Source organism: Lysobacter sp. 1R34A (assembly GCF_051217035.1).
Lineage (GTDB): Bacteria > Pseudomonadota > Gammaproteobacteria > Xanthomonadales > Xanthomonadaceae > Lysobacter.
Genome location: NZ_JBPKJP010000093.1, coordinates 1 through 15820, shown reverse-complemented (window position 1 = coordinate 15820; position 15820 = coordinate 1). Strand labels below are relative to the sequence as shown.

Genomic DNA, 15820 nt, shown 5'->3' with positions numbered 1-15820 from the left:
TGCAGCCGGCCGGTCAGCGCGCGCAGTTCCGCGGCCAGGGCCGGGTCGCGTTCGACCAGCACCGCCGAGGCGGCGCCGCGCGACAGCGCTTCCAGGCCGAGCGCGCCGCTGCCGGCGAACAGGTCGAGTACGCGCGCTCCCGGCAGCACCGGCATCAGCCAGTTGAACAAGGTCTCGCGGACGCGGTCGGAGGTCGGGCGCAGGCCGGGCGCATCGGCCACGGCCAGGCGGGTGCCGCGCCAACGCCCGCCGATGATGCGGACCTTGCCGGTCGGGGCGCCGCCGGTCGGGGCAGCGGGAACGCGACGCGGGCCGCGCTGTGGAGTCTTCATCGGGGGCGCCTGGAGGCCGGTGCTAGCATGTGCGCATTCTCGCGCATCCCCGCGCCTTCTCGCCCCCAGCCTCCCGAATGGTCAGTTTTTTTCGCCGCAAGAAGCCCGAAACCGCCGGCGGAAGCTCGTCTTCCGAACGCCGTTTCACCACCGAAGAACTGGCCGCCGCGTTTCCGAACGCGCGGCCCGAGCCTGCACAGCCTCCAGCCGAAGCGCCCGCGGCCGCGCCGGCCGCAGTCGAACCGGCTGCGCCGCAGGCTCCTGCCGCCGCGCAGCCCGTCCCACAACCCGCACCCGAGCCGCCGGTGCCGGCCGAAGTCCTGGCTGCCGCGCTCGAAGTCGAGCCGCCGCTGCCGGGGGCGCCGGCCGCCGCTCCTTCCATGCCGGCGACCACTTCGGCTGCAGCGCCGGCCGCCGCGTCGGTCACGGTCATCTCGGTACCAGGCGAATCCGGGCCGGCCGACTACATCGACAAGCCGGCCGCCGCCGCGGGCAAATCCGGCTGGCGCGAACGCCTGCGCGGCAGCGTGTTCGCGCGCAGCTTCGGCGGCCTGTTCTCGCGCAACCCGCGCCTGGACGACGACCTGCTCGACGAGATCGAAACCGCGCTGATCACCGCCGACGTCGGCGTCACCGCCACCACCCAGCTGGTCGAAAGCCTGCGCAAGCGGATGAAGTCGCGCGAGTTCGCCGACGCCAACGCCTTGCTCGCGGCGTTGCGCACCGATCTGATCGCGATGCTGCGGCCGGTCGCCAGGCCGCTGGTCATCGACACCCAGGCCAAACCCTTCGTGGTGCTGACGGTCGGCGTCAACGGCGTGGGCAAGACCACCACCATCGGCAAGCTGGCCAAGCGCTTCCGCGACGAGAACCGCCCGTTGATGCTCGCCGCCGGCGACACCTTCCGCGCCGCCGCGGTCGCGCAGTTGCAGGCCTGGGGCGAACGCAACGGCGTGCCGGTCGTGGCCCAGGGCCAGAATGCCGATGCCGCCTCGGTCGCGTTCGACGCCCTGCAGGCAGCCAAGGCGCGCGGCACCCAGGTGCTGATCGCCGACACCGCCGGCCGCCTGCACACCCAGCAGGGATTGATGGCCGAACTCGGCAAGATCCGCCGCGTGCTGTCCAAGGTCGACGCGGCCGCGCCGCACGAAGTGTTGATGGTCATCGACGGCACCACCGGCCAGAACGCGCTCTCGCAGTTGCGCCAGTTCCATGCCGCGGTCGGCGTCACCGGCCTGGTCGTGACCAAGCTCGACGGCACCGCCAAGGGCGGCGTGGTGTTCGCGCTCGCCCGCGAATTCGGCATTCCGATCCGTTTCGCCGGCATCGGCGAACGCCCCGAGGATCTGCGCGTGTTCGATGCTGAGGCCTTCGTCGACGCCCTGTTGCCCGAAGCGCTGGGCGGCTGAGGCGCGGCCTCGCCATGCCCGAGATGCCCACGGCGGCGCCGGCGCGCCGCTCGCGCAAGCGGATCGCGATCGTCGCGGTCGTGCTGCTGGCCGCCGCGATCGCCCTGCGCTGGGTGTCGCAGCCCAGCCAGGTCAGCGGCATCCTGCTGGGCCAGGTCGGCAAGGCGCTCGGGCTGGAGATCACCGCCAGCGGCGCCAGCGAGTACCGCTTGCGCGGCACGCCGATGCTGGTGGTGCGCGACCTGGTCGCGCGCCAGCCCGGCGCGGCGGCGCCTTTGCTGCGCGCCGAGCGCGTCTACCTCGCCCTGCCGTGGCGCACCATCCGCGCCGCCGGCGATCTGCTCGAGGTGGAGCGGGTCGAACTCGATGCGCCGCAACTCGATGTCGCCGCCTTGCAGGCCTGGCTGGCGACACGTCCGCCGTCGACCGGGCCCATGCGGATTCCGACTCTGAGCAAGGGTCTGAGCATCGTGAGCGGCCAGGCGATCGGCGCGGGCTGGTCGATCGAACGACTCTCGCTGTCGGCGCCCGAATTGCACCCGCAGCGGCCGCTGCGCGCGCGCCTCGGCGGACGCGTGCTCGGCGCCGGCGTGCAGGTTCCGTTCGATCTTGCCGCGACCCTGCAACGCCCGGCGCTCGCGCGCGGCCTCGGCCTGTCCGGCGGTGTCGAGGTGCAGGCCAAGGATTGGACCCTGCCGATGCGGATCCGCCTGGGCGCCCTGCTGCATTCCGGCGACGACGGACTCGGCCTCGATCGCCTGCGCCTCGGCGCCGATGCGCGCTACCGCGCCGGCGACACCGACCTGCCCTTCGTGTTCGGCCTGGCCGGGCCGCTGCGCTATCGCGATGCGGCGCTGACCCTGGCGCCGCTCGGCGCCGCCTTGCGCGGCAAGGACGCGATACCGCAGCTCGACGCGAACGGGCGCTTCGCCTTCGGCGAGGAGCTGCGACTGCATCTGGACGGCGTGCTCGCGCAATGGCCGGAAGCCTGGCCGGCACTGCCGCCGCCGCTGGGGCAGTCGAAGTCGCCGCTGCCGTTCGTGCTCGACTACGCCGGCCCGGGCGATTTTTCCGGCGACAGCGCGCTGCGCCTGCAACGCGACCAGACCCGCTTCGATGGCCGCTTCCGGCTGCCGGCGGTGCTGGACTGGGTCGACGCGAACGAAGGCCCGCTGCTGCCGCCGTTGAGCGGCCGCCTGAGCACGCCGCGGATCGAAGTGTCCGGCGCCACCCTCGAAGGGGTCGAGATCGAGATCGAAGACGACGCGACGCCGGCGACCGCCGTATCCACGCCAGCCACGACTCCACCGCTCCAATGAAAACAGCCGCATGAAGCAGCGCGCAACGAAGCCACGCACAAGCAGGACCGCCGCGGTGGCCGCAGCCAGCCAGATCGCTTCCCACGCCGCCGGCGACGACGCCTACGCCAGCCGTCTGTTGGCCTGGTTCGACGTCAGCGGCCGCCACGACCTGCCCTGGCAGCACCCGCGCACGCCGTACCGGGTATGGCTGTCGGAGATCATGCTGCAGCAGACCCAGGTCAAGACCGCCGCGCCGTTCTTCGAGCGTTTCGTCGATGTCCTTCCGACCCTGCCTGCGCTCGCCGCGGCCTCGCTGGATACCGTGCTGGGCCTGTGGTCGGGGCTGGGCTACTACGCCCGCGCGCGCAATCTGCACGCGACCGCCAAGCTTTGCGTCGAACGCCACGACGGCGAGCTGCCGCGCGACATCGACGCCCTGACCGCCCTGCCCGGCATCGGCCGCAGCACCGCCGCGGCGATTCTTTCGCAAGCCTGGGACGACCGCCACGCCATCCTCGACGGCAACGTCAAGCGCGTGCTGAGCCGCTATCACGGCATCGCCGGCTATCCGGGCCTGCCGGCGATCGAGCGCCAGTTGTGGGCGCTGGCCGAATCGCATCTGCCGCATGCGCGCATGACCGACTACACCCAGGCGCAGATGGATCTCGGCGCGACCTTGTGCACGCGCAGCGACCCGTCCTGCATCCTGTGCCCGCTGCAGCACGATTGCGTCGCGCGCATCGAGGGCCGCGTGGCCGAACTGCCGACGCCGAAGCCCGGCAAGGTGGCGCCGCAACGCCATGCGCAGGTGCTGTGGCTGCTCGACCGCAACAACCGGGTGCTGTTGCAGCGCCGTCCGCCGGCGGGCATCTGGGCTTCGCTGTGGACCCTGCCGCAGAGCGACGACGAAGACGGCGCAGCGCGGTGGTTCGCCGCCCACGTCAGCGGCGAGTTCGGCGACGGCGAGGAACTGGCGCCGATCGCCCACGCCTTCAGCCACTACAAACTCGAACTGCAACCGCGACGCTGGCGCCCGGTCGCCTTGCGCCACGGCGTGCGCGACAATGACGACCTGCGCTGGTTCGAACGCGCCGAACTGGCCACCCTCGGCATCCCGGCGCCGATCCGCAAACTGATCGAGTCGTCGTGACGCCACGCCGATGCGCGAGCGAACGCCGCCCCGCGGCGACGCTCGCCACTTTCCGCCACTTCCCAGGACCATCCGCATGAGCCGCACCGTTTTCTGCGAGTACGAACAACGCGAGGCCGAGGGCCTGGATTTCGTGCCCTGGCCCGGCGAACTGGGCAAGCGCGTGTTCGCCCACGTCGGCAAACCGGCCTGGGCCGCCTGGCTGGCTCACCAGACCATGCTGATCAACGAGAACCGGCTGTCGCCGCTCGACCCCAAGCACCGCGCCTTCCTCGAAGGCGAAATGGAGAAATTCCTGTTCGGCGGCGGCGCGGCCAAGCCGGACGGTTACGTGCCGCAGGCCTGATCCGCAGCAGGAAATCCGTCACGTTTCCGGCCACGGAGTCGTGACCCGCATCGCGGCGATGCGCCGGTTTCGTGTAGAACCGGGGAACTCCGGCCGGTCCGGAGTCCACAGGCACAAGGGAGAGTCCTGATGTTCAAGTCGAATAAGCAACTCAAGACGAAGTCGCTGTTCCTGCTCGCCGCCGGCATGCTCGTCTCGCTGGCCGCCATGGCCCTGCCGCACGCCGGCCCGGGCGAGAGCTACACCTTCACGTTCTACTCCGACGCGACGCGCACGGTCGAAGTCGGCGGTCGTTCCTACGGTTACTGCGGAGAGCCCTTCCAGTGGGGCCGCATGACCTCGTACTCGACCTACTACAAGACCACCTGCAATCCGCAGCCCTGATCGGCCGCTTCGGCCGCAGCGCGCCGGTCGCCAGCCTATCCGGTCCGCCGCGAGCGGGCCGGATTCGCTGCGTGCCGCGCCCGGCCTCAAGGAGAATCGCGATGTCCGCAACCAACAAGCCCTTGAAGAACAAGTTGTCGTTGTTGCTGCTCGCCGCCGGCATGGCGGTGTCGCTGGCCGCCGCCGCGTTGCCGCATGCCGGTCCCGGCGAAGGCTATGTCTTCACTTACTACTCCGACGCGACCCGCACGGTCGAAGTCGGCGGCCTGGGCTACGGCCACTGCGGCGAGCCCTTCGAGTGGGGCGAACGCACCCGATATTTCACCTACGCCAAGAGCACCTGCGGTTGGGAACCATGAGTCGCTGCGCGCCCGTCGCATCGGCGCCGGGCTGAGCTGCAACACGACGAAGCCCACCCGGTCAGGTGGGCTTCGTCTTTAGGCGATGCGCTCAATGCCCGCCGTCGATGCCGAAGGCAGGCGGATACACCACGACGCCGGCTTCGCCGGCCAACGCGCCTTCGGCCAGTTCCAGCGCCATGAACGACTCGCCCGCGAACGGCGCGGCGAGTTTGCCGGCCAGCGCCGCGGAGAAACCGAAGCGCGGGTAGTACGCGGCGTGGCCGAGCACCACCACCGCTTCGCAGCGCAGCGCCTTCGCCCGCGCGAGCCCCTCGCGGATCAGCATCGAACCGATGCCCGATCCCTGGTACTGCGGCTGCACCGATACCGGCGCGAGGCAGAGCGCGTCGAGGAGGCGTCCGTCGACGGCGACATGCAGGGTGGTGAACATCACATGCCCCACCACTCGATCGCCGTCGACGGCGACCAGGGACAGCCGGACCAATCCGTCCGCGCGCAGGCGTTCGATCAGTTCGGCCTCGCCGTCGCCGGCGAAGGCCGCGCGCGTGACGGCGTTGATGCCGGCATGATGCGCGGCGTTTTCCGGTTCGATGCGCATGGGCTTCTCCTGTTCGGATGCGGGTTCCGTGCGGACGCGGCTGAACATCAGCAAGCTCAGCATGCCGGCCTCCGATGTGCGTGGCGTCGCGGGTTTACGCCTCTTCGAATGCCGGGCGACGGCGGCGAGCCGCTTGAGTGCGGGGACCACGGCCGTGCGGACGAGACCGAAGGCCTGCGTCGGGCCGTGCACGCGATGGCGGAATCGCGGCAAGCGATGAGAGTGGCGATGCAGTGCGCGCCGATGGCGCGGCGATGGTGGACGACTCCACCCGGGGCGGACGCGCGCAATGCACGCCGCTTGTTTTGCGAAATAGTCATATCTGATGTCGGTTGTAGCCGAAACGGACGCGGCGGCGCGCATTCGCTATGCGCGAATGGCGAACGAACTCGACGCGTCTACCCACCTTCACGCAGTGAAGGTTTAGCGGGTGGCTACACTCTCAGACATGTTGTCCCTCTGGGCCCGCCGGATGACGGTGATGGGGACGCGCACCGTAGTGCGCACGCCGGCGAGTGTCAAATCGCGGCGCTGCGACCATCGCGCCCCCGCCCCTGGGCTAGGTCGTTGCTGCCGGCAGTCCCGGGAAGCTGCGCCTTCGCTCTACCGGATCGAGCACGACCGGACGATCGCCGCGAGTGCCTCGGGGCTCTCAACCGCCCCCGGGGTCAAAAACTGACCATCAGCGGCACTCTGTGGAATTTCCGGCCTCTGGGCACAGGCGACCAGGGCGCCGTCGGCGCCCAGCCGACAGCACCTCCTTCAAAATTGTGACGGATGGCACAATTTTTGCGACCCAGATCACAGTAACGGCGCTTTCGCCCGATCGCGCTCCAGCCTCGCAAGGACCGTCCCCGCATGTCGGCAAAACGTTTGCTTCCCCTGTGCCTGCTCGCGCTTTCGGCGGCCGGCATCGGCACCGCCCACGGCCAGGCCGGCATCGGCGTGCAGGCCGGGGCGAGCCCGACCGGCACCATCGGCACCAATAAAGGCGACGTCGGCTCGGGCGCCCTGCAGTGCCAGGCCGGCACGGTCGTGCGCGGCGGCTATCACCGCGACAAGTCGATGAGCGCCGGGATCAGCTCGACCCGCGGCATGACCAACCGCGTGGGGCTGTACTGCGGCGGCATCACCACCGACGGCACCACGGTCAGCGTGGTCAACCGCAACGCCAACGGCACCCCGGACGTGTTGTCGGGCTCTTACGCCGAGCCCGGCACCGAAGTCACCGGCTACTGCCCGGCCAACCAACTCGTGCACCAGTTCGGCGGCTGGGATCGCGAATGGTCGAACGGCCAGTACCCGCCGTGGTCCTCCTCCTTGAACTTGGTCTGCCGGCCGCTGACCTTGAGCGCGAACTCCTGGGTCCGCATGACCACCGGCACCTCGACCAGCGTCGAAGTCGGCGTGCGCGAGACGATGGTCGGCCAGCCCGCCCACGTCGTGCGCGGGCCGTTCTGCAACAACACCGCCACCTCGCTGGTGTCGGGCCTGTACATGCAAGCCGGCGGCGAAGGCTACGACGGCATCAACGTGTATTGCGGCACCCTGCTGCAGGCGCGCCACTCGGCGATCCTGAGCTTCACCGATTTCGCCTGGAACCAGACCCGTGGCGGCAGCGGCTGGCTGGTCAATCTGACCCAGGGCACGACCCTGCTCGACAACGGCGCCGGCACCACCGGCGCGGGCCGCACGCCGCATGCCGATGCCGCGGCCAACCTCGCCACCGTGCAGACCGCGAGCGAAATCTACGTGCTGCCCGGCAGCAACTACCGCGCGGCGATCAGCCAGCGGCCGGGCGGCATCGCCGCCAACACCTTCGTCTCCAGCGGCACCTGCCTGACCGGCATCGCCTTGCTCAACGAACAAGACTCGTCCTGCACGCTCACCGTCACCGGCTTGCCCGACATCGCGGTGACCTTGACCACGCCGGCGCCGGCCTACAGCAACTACGGCCAGCTGCAGAACATCGTGCTGACCGCGACCAATCGCGGCCCGGGCGCTACCGATGGCGACGACGGCTTTACCGTGGTCGCGACCCTGCCGGCCGGCTGGACCGCCGGCACCCTGCCGGCCAACTGCACCGCCAACGGCGCGAATACCGTGGTCACCTGCGCACTCAACCCGACCCCGCTGGCGGCCGCGGCGGCGCCCGGCGCGAACGGCGGCACGGTCGGCTTCACCATTCCGGTCACGGTCAACTCGCCCACCCTCAGCGGCAGCTACACCGCCAACGCCGCGCTCGGCCGCGCCGTGCCCGACGGCGACGGCGATGCCACCAACAACGACTTCAACACCGCCAACGACACCGCCAGCGGTCCGCTGGTGTTCCAGAAGCAACCGATCCTGCGCTTGCGCAAGGCGCTGCCCCTGGGCCGTTTCGTCGACGCCGACCAGTTCGCGCTGAGCATCGCCGGCAGCGGCGGCCCGGCCACCGCCACGACCACCGGCAGCGGCAGCACCGCGACCGGCGAGGCGCTGTTGAATGGCGTCGTCGGGGCGAGTTACACCCTGTCCGAGGCGGGCGCGGCCGGCGCCAACCTGGCCAACTACACCACCGGCTATGCCTGCACCAATGCGCTCGCCGGCGGACAGGCGCCGAGCGGCAGCGGCGCGAGCTTCGCCCTCACCGCGGCGGCCGGCGACGATCTGACCTGCAGCTTCTCCAACACCCGCGCGCCGCTGGCCAACCTGGCCATCAGCAAGACCAACACGCCCGGCGCCGGCCCCGACGATCAGGCCGGCGACACCCTGACCCGCGGCGCCTCGACGACCTATTCGATCGTGGTCACCAACAACGGTCCGGACGCCGTCACCGGTGCGGTCCTGCGCGACCCCGCCGCGGGCCGCAGCCACCTGAGCTGCACGGCGCCGCCGACCTGCAGCGGCAGTGCCTGCCCGCCGACGCCGATGACCTTGGCTGCGCTCGACACAGGCGTATCCCTGGGCACCCTGGCGAACGGCGCCAGCGTGACGGTGACCTTGAACTGCACGATCAACTGAGGCGGGATTGCCGCGCTGGGCGAAAGCGCAGACGCGGCTGATGTCCCTGCGCCTGCTAGCGCCCTGCGTCCGGCGCCGGCTCACGGCCCACGGCCCACGGCGTGCGGTTGCGGTTGCGGTTGCGGTTGCGATTGCGATTGCGATTGCGGTTGCGGTTGCGGTTGCGATTGATTCTGCCGTTGCCTTCTCGGTGCGGCTGCGGTTGACGCTGACGTTGCATCACGGCAGCGCCGACCGTGGCGTGGCGTTCGCGATTGCAACAAGGTTGCCGTTGCAACGGCACCCGCAGCGCAGCAACTCGTAGTAGTCGTAGTCGTAGTCGTAGTCGTAGTCGTAGTCGTAGTCGAGATGATGCGTCGCCGTGCCGCGTAGGACGCGGCCAGGCTGATCGCCAGCACGGCCAACAAGGCCGCGATGGCCGACGACGATACGCGGCAGCACCGCGCACAACCGACGTCTTCGATAGGCAGACGATGTTGCTGGCGGGCCTTCGTCCTTGAAGGCCGTTGCCGTGTGGAAACTGCTACCGAGGGAGGGCCACACGTTGCCAGCTTCACCAGCTTGGCGGCCCGGCTGGCCGGACGCAGTCGGCCGTAGCCGCATGCGCGGGTCGGATTTCCCCTACCCGCGAGAACGCCTACGGGGTCGTGACCATGAGTCGCGGACTCGAACCAGCGCTTCGCACCGGCGCCGGCCGTAATAGACGCAGCCTGTGCGGAAGAAGGGGGCTCCAATCGAATGGAAACGCGCGCGGCGGGCAAGCCCTGTAAGCCCATCCCGGCCGTCATAGTCGGCCGATCAGCGACACCAGGATCGTCGCCAGACCGACGATCGACAAGCCATATAAGTAGCGTCGGCACGAACGCGATAAGGCCTGGCGGTATCCCGCAGCTTCCTCGCATCCTCTGCATCGCCGGCGTCTTCGTAACCGTCGGCCATCGCGTCGAGGCTCGAGGCCCCGCCACGGCCGAAGAAAAACCGCAGGGCCGCGGCGAAAACGATCATGGCCACGCCGCCGCGAGAAATTCTTCGAACATCACCGCCCATCCTTCGGTCGACAGCGCAGTTTGCCGACCCGTCGGCTCGCAGTGCGCCATGCGGCAGGGCCCGGCTCGCGACCTCTTCGCCGACGCGCCTTGATCGAATCGGGCGGCTCGCGCTCGTAGCCGGTGCGTGCAGTCCAATGGTGTCGCCGGAGCATCCGGCGCACGACGCCGAGGGCGTCGGGCGATCGTCGCGATCGCTCCGGCGCAGGCATCGCCTGCCCCCAAAAGACCAAGGGCCTAGCGCGAACGCTAAGCCCTTGATGCAAATGGTGGCCGGGGAGGGAATCGAACCCCCGACACGGGGATTTTCAATCCCCTGCTCTACCAACTGAGCTACCCGGCCGTTCTTTCACGGTGCGCCGTGAGAGGAGCGGGATGATACGGACGCCGATGGAATCTGGCAAGCCTCATCGGCGCTGAACGTTGCGCGAGCTCGATGCGACGCACCGCCGCGGCCGGCGCATCATGTCGGCCTGGACCGCAATGGCGGCCTCGCCGCCGAGGAGTGGATCATGCAACGCCTGATTCCGGCCGCTCTCGCCCTGCTCTTGCTGAGCGCCTGCGCGAGCAATCCCAGGATGGACGATGCGCAGCGTCTGGCGCTGTATCGCGCGCACGCCGCCGCCCCCGTCGACAGCTTCCAGTACTTCGGCCGCATCGACGGCTGGACCCCGCTCGGCGACAGCGCGCTCGCGGTGTGGACCAAACCCAGCCAAGCCTACCTGCTGGAACTGCAAGGGCGTTGCCCGGACCTCGAGTTCGCCTCGGCGATCAGCGTCAGCAATCAGATGGGGCGCGTGCACTCGCGCTTCGACAAGGTCACCGTGCTCGGACCGCAGTCGATCAAGATGCCCTGCTTCATCGGCCGCATCCTTCCGCTCGACGTCAAGGCGATCAAGCAGGCCCAACGCGACATGCGCGAAGCCGGAACGATGCCGCAAGACCCGACGCCCTGACAGTCGGCGGCGCCCGGTTCGGCATCGCGCTCGCGCGAGTCCTATCGGCCACGGACCGCCGCGAATAACACCTGCCCGCCGCGGTCGCTGCGCCGCCGAACGAGCCGCCGCCCACGAACGCAACCTCGCGATCCGATATTCGGGCTTGAGGCCCGGCCCTGAGGCCTGGCCTCGCTCGCGACCGAGCACGGACGGATGGAGCCCCGCCCTGGTCGAACCGGCTGCCGGCGGAGCGTGACCGGGGTCAGAAAAATCCTACACGGCGCCGCGCGTTCGACCTACTGCGCCCGGCCGCGTCGAAGTCCAATCTGCGCTCGCCCCGGCAGCACGGTCGATGCGATGACACGGATGCCGCTCAGCAACGGATTAAGGCCGTCACCTTGAGCAGGTGAGCCAGCGGAGTCGGGGCTACTCTTTGCAAGTGTTGGGGAAGTGGGCATGCACGGCGAAACGGAGTTCGCACCGAGGGCCAGGACGGCCAGTCGGTCTGTCCCGCGTGGTCTACGCGGGGTTCGTGCATGAAGGCCGCATCGGTGGTCCAGGACATGCTCCACGAGCTGCCTCGCTATCTCCTCGTACTGGCCGCCGTCTCGGTGCTGGCTTTGCTGGCCCAGGCGGCGGCGCCTTCTTCTGCGCCCGCCCCCTCGCCTCTCGCATCGCCTGACGCGTCGCCCGTGGGCTTGCCCGGATATTCACCGGGGCCTTCGCCCGGGCCTTCATCTGCCTCCTCGCCAGCCGCGCCTGCTTCGTCGCTTATGGCGGGCAGCCGCGACGCGCGCCCGGCGCCGAACCCGGGTACCCGCGCCTCTTCGCTCGCCTCCCCCGGCGGCTACCTGCGCGCCGGCGCGGTTCAGGCCATGGCCGCCCCCGCATCGGTCGCGCACGGCGAATCCCGCGCCGCGCGCTGACCCGGCACCGGGCGTCCACGCCTATCTGCCACCGCCGACACGGCCCTGACGGCGCCACCATGCGCCGTAGTATCCTCGCGGTTCCATCACGACGGAGCGGCGGCATGAAAGCAGGGTCCTGGATGCGTCTGTTCGGCTTGGCGCTCGCCGCCGTCCTGCTCGCCAGTTGCGGCGGGGGACAGGTCCGCCGCGTCTCCGAGCCCGCCGCGCGCATCCAGCAACTGACCGTGCGCGCCAACGGTAGCTGGGCGGTCGAGGTGCGGATCGAGAACTTCAGCAGCATCCCGATGCGCTTCGACCGCTTCGACCTGCAGCTCAAACTCGGCGAAGACACCGCCGGCCAACTCGTGGCCCAACCGGCGGTTTCGATCGGCCCGGAATCGGCCGACGTGGTCGTCGTCGAACTGACCCCCTCGGGCGCGGCCAAGATCGCCATCGCCGACGCACTATCCGGCGGCCGCAGCCTGGCCTACAGCCTCAAGGGCGACATCGCCGCGACCCCCGACGAAGCCAAGCAACGCATCTTCACCGTCGAGCGCAGCAGCGCGCTGAGCCCGGCCCCGGGCTTGCCCGGGGTGATGCGCTGAGGTCGGGAAGGGGGAACCGGTAGAGCCGACCTCGGCTCTTTCCCTGCCCGAATCTGTCGCTCTCGCCGCCCTAGCCGTTTCGATTCCCCTCCTCTTTCCCCATTCCCGAGCCTATGAGCACCTATAAAGCCCCTCTCGCCGACATGCGTTTCGTCTTGTTCGACGTCCTCGGCGCCGAAGCCCAGTTCCAGCGCCTGGGTTACACCGACGCCACCCGCGACGTGCTCGACGCCGTACTCGAGGAAGGCGCGCGCTTCAACGAAACCGTGCTCGCCCCGCTCAACGCGATCGGCGACCAGATCGGCTGCAGCCACGACAAGGCCACCGGCGCGGTCACTACGCCGCCGGGCTTCAAGCAGGCCTACAACCAGTTCGTCGAAGGCGGTTGGTCCGGCCTCACCGCCGAGATCAAGTTCGGCGGCCAGGGCCTGCCGCACGCGGCCGGCGTGCCGCTCAAGGAAATGATCGACGCCGCCAACCTGGCCTGGGGCAATTTCCCGCTGCTCTCGCACGGCGCCACCGAAGCGCTGCTGCACCACGGCGAGGAATGGCAGCAGGAAGTCTTCCTCAAGCCGCTGGTCGAAGGCCGCTGGACCGGCACCATGTGCCTGACCGAACCGCACTGCGGCACCGACCTGGGCCTGCTCAAGACCAAGGCCGAACCGCAGGCCGACGGCAGCTATTCGATCACCGGCACTAAGATCTTCATCACCGCCGGCGAGCACGACCTCACCGACAACATCATTCATCTGGTGCTCGCGCGCCTGCCCGACGCACCGGCCGGCAGCAAGGGCATTTCCTTGTTCATCGTGCCGAAGATCAAGGTCGCGCGCGACGGCAGCACCGGCGAGGCCAACGCGGTGCGCTGCGGCAGCCTCGAGCACAAGATGGGCATCCACGGCTCGGCCACGTGCGTGATGAATTTCGACGGCGCGCAGGGTTATCTCATCGGCCAGCCGCACAAGGGCCTGATGGCGATGTTCACCATGATGAATACCGCCCGCCTCGCGGTCGGCCTGCAAGGCCTGGGCCTGTCCGACCGCGCGCTGCAGAACGCATTGCGCTATTCGCGCGACCGCCTGCAGATGCGCTCGCTGTCGGGCGCGAAATTCCCCGAGCTGCCGGCCGACCCGATCATCGTCCACCCCGACGTGCGCCGGATGCTGCTGACCTGCAAGGCGCTGGTCGAAGGCGGCCGGGTGATGGGCTACGACGCCGCGCTGCAGGTCGACATCGCCCATGCCAGCAGCGACGAAAAGGAACGCGCCGAAGCCGATGCGCTGATCGGCTTCATGACCCCGATCGTCAAGGCCTGCCTCACCGAGTGGGGCGTGGAATGCACCTACCATGCGCTGCAGTGCTTCGGCGGCCACGGCTACATCGCCGAGCACGGCATGGAGCAGCTCGCCCGCGACGCCCGCATCACGACCTTGTACGAAGGCACTACCGGGATCCAGGCGCTCGACCTGCTCGGCCGCAAGGTCATGCAGCTGCAGGGCGCCGGTCTGCGCGTGATGCTGGAGAAGATCGAACGCTTCTGCGCCGACAACGAAGCCAATGCCGCGGTCGCCGAGTTCGTCGGCCCGCTGCGCGCCAAGGCCGGCGAATGGCAGCAGCTGACGATGGCGGTGGGCAAGCGCGCCGCCGCCAACCCCGACGAAGTCGGCGCCGCCGCCTACGACTACCTGATGTACTCGGGCTATGTCTCGCTGGCCTACTGGTGGGCGCGCAGCGTCGCCGCGAGCGAGGCCTCGTCGCAGTCGGCCCGCTTCAAGACCGGCAAGCGCGAGACCGCGCGCTTCTACTTCGCCCGCCTGTTGCCGCGCGCCCAGGCCCATGCGATCGCCATCGGCGCCAGCGTCGAGACCCTCACCGGCCTGGACGCGGAAGCCTTCGACGTCTGAGGCTTCGGCCGCAAGCAAGCGGTTCCGCCGGCCGGCGTCCGGCGGGACCGCAGTTTTCCGGAGGCATCCGGCCCAACGCATGCCGTCCCGTTCGGACCGCGGCGCGCGAGACCTCGCCGGCAACTACCAAAATCGTCATCAAACGGGTATAAGCTGGATTCCCGATGGAGACCGATAGAGCGAAGATCCGCCTGGTCCGAACCGGAACCCACGCTGAAATGCTTCAGCGTGAGCCGGACGCTACAGGCGTCTGCGATCCTTACTCGCCTTGGGCCGGCCCCCGCGCGGTTCCGCGCAACGCGCTCGAACGACTCAACTCGGTGCGGCTGCTGTCGCTCGACGCGCATGGACGCGTGCTCGACTGGATGAACTGGCAGGAAGCCAGTTGCCTGTACGTGCGCGGCGCGGTCGCCTGGACCTTGGGCGACCCCTGCCTGGAAGTGCACGGCGGCACCAATCGGCTGACCGGCGAGCGCAGCGTGCTCGAACTGCATCCGATCGTCGCCGCGCGCGGCCACGCCCGCCCGAGCGCGCTCGACCCCACTCCGGCCCTGACCAACGCCGCGCTGTTCGCGCGCGACAGCCACCTGTGCATGTATTGCGGCCACGACTTCCACCGCCCGCACCTGACCCGCGACCACGTCGTGCCGGTGTCCAAGGGCGGCCGCGACATCTGGGAAAACGTGGTCGCCGCCTGCTTCCAGTGCAACTCGCGCAAGGGCAACCGCACGCCGCAGCAGGCCGGCATGCCGCTGCTCGCGGTGCCGTATCGCCCGAGCTGGGTCGAGCACCTGATCCTGTCCAACCGCAATATCCTCGCCGACCAGATGACCTTCCTGAAAAACCAGCTGCCGAAGAACGCGCGCCTGAATGCATAAGGCGTGAAGTCCGTCGCAGTATTGGCGCGTCGAGTCCGGCCGAAGTGCCGAATAAGGGTCATAAACGACGTATAGCGCGCGTTGACGACAATCCAGTCGTCCCGGACACTCGTCGCAATCGATTTCACGGACACCTAACAGATGCCTTTGACCCTCGGTCTGACCGGCATGGACCCGGCGACAGAGTCCGCCCTGCAGACGGCCTTCAAGGTCGCCAACGCCCAACTCGGCGGTCACTGGACTCTGGTGCCCGAACAACAGGCGCATTTCGTGGTCGTCGACATGGACAGCATGTACGGCCCGATGAGCTGGCTGCGCCTGCATGCGGGCGGCAAGTCGGTGATCGCCCTGACCAAGGCCCAGCGCACCCAGGCCGATTTCCTGCTGCCGCATCCCTTCACCAGCGAATCGATCTCCAAGCTGCTCGGAGAAATCGCGGTGCAGTCGGGCCAGGCCCTGCCGACTCCGGCTCCAGCGCCCACGCCGGCTCCGGTCGAGATCCCGAAGCAACCGCTGACCGACCCGACCGCGGCCCTGCCCGACGTGGTCGTCGAATTGCTGCAGACCGACCGCGCCCAGGCCACTGCCGCCGCAGCCAAGGCGGCGCAGCAAGCGGCGCCCAGCGCGCCTGCGCCGGCCGAAGCCGCGCGCGGTGA

General features: G+C 69.4%; 14 protein-coding genes, 1 tRNA gene and 1 pseudogene. 12 read left to right on the top strand and 4 right to left on the bottom strand.

All coding sequences use genetic code 11. The features are described 5' to 3' along the window. A partial coding sequence (locus tag ACSAMQ_RS16790) for an RsmD family RNA methyltransferase (protein WP_435396751.1) occupies positions 1 to 332 on the bottom strand: 332 nt, incomplete at its 3' end. Between the two features lie 77 nt (positions 333 to 409). Here ACSAMQ_RS16790 and ftsY point away from each other — a divergent pair. The 6 genes from ftsY (at position 410) to ACSAMQ_RS16760 (ending at position 5281) form a co-directional block, all read left to right on the top strand. Further along, positions 410 to 1741 (top strand): signal recognition particle-docking protein FtsY, encoded by a 1332-nt coding sequence (gene ftsY / locus ACSAMQ_RS16785; protein WP_435396750.1) that lies wholly within the window; start codon positions 410 to 412, stop codon positions 1739 to 1741. Positions 1742 to 1755: 14 nt separating this feature from the next. Continuing rightward, positions 1756 to 3060 carry a hypothetical protein gene (locus ACSAMQ_RS16780; RefSeq protein ID WP_435396749.1) on the top strand — a complete coding sequence of 435 codons (1305 nt, stop codon included), beginning with the start codon at positions 1756 to 1758 and terminating at the stop codon, positions 3058 to 3060. Positions 3061 to 3115: 55 nt separating this feature from the next. Further along, on the top strand, positions 3116 to 4192 hold the full coding sequence (gene mutY / locus ACSAMQ_RS16775; RefSeq protein ID WP_435396748.1) for an A/G-specific adenine glycosylase: 1077 nt from the start codon (positions 3116 to 3118) through the stop codon (positions 4190 to 4192). A 76-nt stretch (positions 4193 to 4268) separates the two neighbouring features. Continuing rightward, positions 4269 to 4538: an oxidative damage protection protein gene (locus ACSAMQ_RS16770; RefSeq protein WP_435396747.1), complete on the top strand. Its 270-nt coding sequence runs from the start codon at positions 4269 to 4271 to the stop codon at positions 4536 to 4538. 129 nt (positions 4539 to 4667) lie between these two features. Beyond that, the gene (locus ACSAMQ_RS16765) at positions 4668 to 4922 is read left to right on the top strand and encodes a hypothetical protein (RefSeq protein ID WP_435396746.1); all 255 of its coding nucleotides are present in this window, start codon (positions 4668 to 4670) and stop codon (positions 4920 to 4922) included. Between the two features lie 101 nt (positions 4923 to 5023). Beyond that, on the top strand, positions 5024 to 5281 hold the full coding sequence (locus tag ACSAMQ_RS16760) for a DUF6289 family protein (RefSeq protein ID WP_435396745.1): 258 nt from the start codon (positions 5024 to 5026) through the stop codon (positions 5279 to 5281). A gap of 91 nt (positions 5282 to 5372) precedes the next feature. Here ACSAMQ_RS16760 and ACSAMQ_RS16755 read toward each other — a convergent pair whose 3' ends face one another. Then, a complete protein-coding gene (locus ACSAMQ_RS16755) occupies positions 5373 to 6074 on the bottom strand; it encodes a GNAT family N-acetyltransferase (RefSeq protein ID WP_435396744.1) in 702 nt (233 codons plus the stop codon). A gap of 666 nt (positions 6075 to 6740) precedes the next feature. Here ACSAMQ_RS16755 and ACSAMQ_RS16750 point away from each other — a divergent pair. Next, positions 6741 to 8885: a prealbumin-like fold domain-containing protein gene (locus tag ACSAMQ_RS16750; RefSeq protein ID WP_435396743.1), complete on the top strand. Its 2145-nt coding sequence runs from the start codon at positions 6741 to 6743 to the stop codon at positions 8883 to 8885. A gap of 219 nt (positions 8886 to 9104) precedes the next feature. Here ACSAMQ_RS16750 and ACSAMQ_RS16745 read toward each other — a convergent pair whose 3' ends face one another. Both ACSAMQ_RS16745 and ACSAMQ_RS16740 read right to left on the bottom strand, forming a co-directional pair. Further along, positions 9105 to 9428: a hypothetical protein gene (locus ACSAMQ_RS16745; RefSeq protein WP_435396742.1), complete on the bottom strand. Its 324-nt coding sequence runs from the start codon at positions 9426 to 9428 to the stop codon at positions 9105 to 9107. 770 nt (positions 9429 to 10198) lie between these two features. Continuing rightward, positions 10199 to 10274: transfer RNA gene (locus ACSAMQ_RS16740), tRNA-Phe, on the bottom strand. A gap of 169 nt (positions 10275 to 10443) precedes the next feature. Between ACSAMQ_RS16740 and ACSAMQ_RS16735 the strand changes: the two genes are divergently transcribed. From ACSAMQ_RS16735 to ACSAMQ_RS16715, 5 genes and pseudogenes are all read left to right on the top strand, one after another. Next, positions 10444 to 10887, top strand: a complete 444-nt coding sequence (locus ACSAMQ_RS16735) for a DUF6491 family protein (protein ID WP_435396741.1) — start codon at positions 10444 to 10446, stop codon at positions 10885 to 10887. Between the two features lie 1012 nt (positions 10888 to 11899). Continuing rightward, positions 11900 to 12382, top strand: coding sequence for an LEA type 2 family protein (locus ACSAMQ_RS16730; RefSeq protein ID WP_435396740.1), 483 nt, complete (start codon positions 11900 to 11902; stop codon positions 12380 to 12382). Between the two features lie 113 nt (positions 12383 to 12495). Then, positions 12496 to 14286, top strand: coding sequence for an acyl-CoA dehydrogenase C-terminal domain-containing protein (locus tag ACSAMQ_RS16725; protein WP_435396739.1), 1791 nt, complete (start codon positions 12496 to 12498; stop codon positions 14284 to 14286). A gap of 164 nt (positions 14287 to 14450) precedes the next feature. Further along, on the top strand, positions 14451 to 15164 hold the full coding sequence (locus ACSAMQ_RS16720) for an HNH endonuclease (protein WP_435396738.1): 714 nt from the start codon (positions 14451 to 14453) through the stop codon (positions 15162 to 15164). 141 nt (positions 15165 to 15305) lie between these two features. Next, positions 15306 to 15820: pseudogene (locus tag ACSAMQ_RS16715) on the top strand (hypothetical protein); the annotation flags it as partial.

Coding starts and splice junctions, on each gene's coding strand:
- ACSAMQ_RS16770 (WP_435396747.1), top strand. CDS start 4,269: ATGAGCCGCACCGTTTTCTGCGAGTACGAACAACGCGAGGCCGAGGGC.
- ACSAMQ_RS16720 (WP_435396738.1), top strand. CDS start 14,451: ATGGAGACCGATAGAGCGAAGATCCGCCTGGTCCGAACCGGAACCCAC.
- ACSAMQ_RS16725 (WP_435396739.1), top strand. CDS start 12,496: ATGAGCACCTATAAAGCCCCTCTCGCCGACATGCGTTTCGTCTTGTTC.
- ACSAMQ_RS16765 (WP_435396746.1), top strand. CDS start 4,668: ATGTTCAAGTCGAATAAGCAACTCAAGACGAAGTCGCTGTTCCTGCTC.
- ACSAMQ_RS16780 (WP_435396749.1), top strand. CDS start 1,756: ATGCCCGAGATGCCCACGGCGGCGCCGGCGCGCCGCTCGCGCAAGCGG.
- ACSAMQ_RS16750 (WP_435396743.1), top strand. CDS start 6,741: ATGTCGGCAAAACGTTTGCTTCCCCTGTGCCTGCTCGCGCTTTCGGCG.
- ACSAMQ_RS16730 (WP_435396740.1), top strand. CDS start 11,900: ATGAAAGCAGGGTCCTGGATGCGTCTGTTCGGCTTGGCGCTCGCCGCC.
- ACSAMQ_RS16735 (WP_435396741.1), top strand. CDS start 10,444: ATGCAACGCCTGATTCCGGCCGCTCTCGCCCTGCTCTTGCTGAGCGCC.
- ftsY (WP_435396750.1), top strand. CDS start 410: ATGGTCAGTTTTTTTCGCCGCAAGAAGCCCGAAACCGCCGGCGGAAGC.
- ACSAMQ_RS16760 (WP_435396745.1), top strand. CDS start 5,024: ATGTCCGCAACCAACAAGCCCTTGAAGAACAAGTTGTCGTTGTTGCTG.